An 848-nucleotide genomic window follows, 5' to 3' on the forward strand; every position below is an offset into this window, starting at 1 on the left:
GGCTAACCCCGAAAATCAGGGTCAGCCCCGCGGCGATGAGAAACAAAACCCCGCCGCTGACCAGCCCGTTCAGCAGAACAAACAGCAGGGTTTGCAGCGTTTCCGTCATCTAAACCCTAGTTTCTGGCCTCGGCGGGGCGGCGGCGGTTGCCTTCATCTTCGCTGGGGAGAACGCTGGCCCCATCGATATAGCGCCAGTCTACCATAACACCGCGCCCATCCTTCTGCGCGGTTTTACCGACGAAGGCCCCGAGGGTCGATTGATGATCCCCGGCGCGGAATTTTGCTGGGCCGAAGGGGCTTGAGAATTCCAACCCGCGATAGGCGGCGATCAGTTTTTCCGTCTCGGTCGATCCGGCTTTCTTGAGGGCGGCGGCAATGGTTTGGATGGTGGTATAGCCGACGACCGATCCTAAGCGCGGGCTTTCCTTAAACTTGGCCTCATAGGCAGTTCGGAAGGATCGATGCGCTTCCGTATCGATTTGGGACCAGGGGTAGCCGGTAACGATCCAGCCTTCTGGCGTTTCCTCCTTCAAGGGGTCGAGATATTCCGGCTCGCCGGTGAGGGCGCTGACCACGGCGCGGCCCTTGAACAGATCACGGCTATTGCCTTCCTTCACAAACCGCGCCAGATCCGGCCCAAAGGTAGCGTTAAAGATCGCCTGAGGTTTGGCCGATTCGACGCCTTCCACCGTGGCCCCGGCGTCAAGCTTACCTTGGGCGGGCCATTGCTCGCCGACCCAGGTTACGTCCGAACGCTTGGCGGATAAGGCTTGTTTGAAAGCCGCAACGAACGCCGTGCCATATTCATAATTCGGCGCAACGGTAGCCCAGCGCGTCGCCGGCAG

Annotated in this window: 1 protein-coding gene; it reads right to left on the reverse strand. The window is 60.1% G+C overall.

From position 1 onward, the window contains the following. Positions 1-116 precede the first annotated feature (116 nt). The coding region (locus VZ95_RS11650) for an ABC transporter substrate-binding protein (protein WP_045775988.1) at positions 117-848 on the reverse strand (732 nt) is incomplete at its 5' end.

The organism is Elstera litoralis, assembly GCF_000963705.1.
GTDB lineage: Bacteria > Pseudomonadota > Alphaproteobacteria > Elsterales > Elsteraceae > Elstera > Elstera litoralis.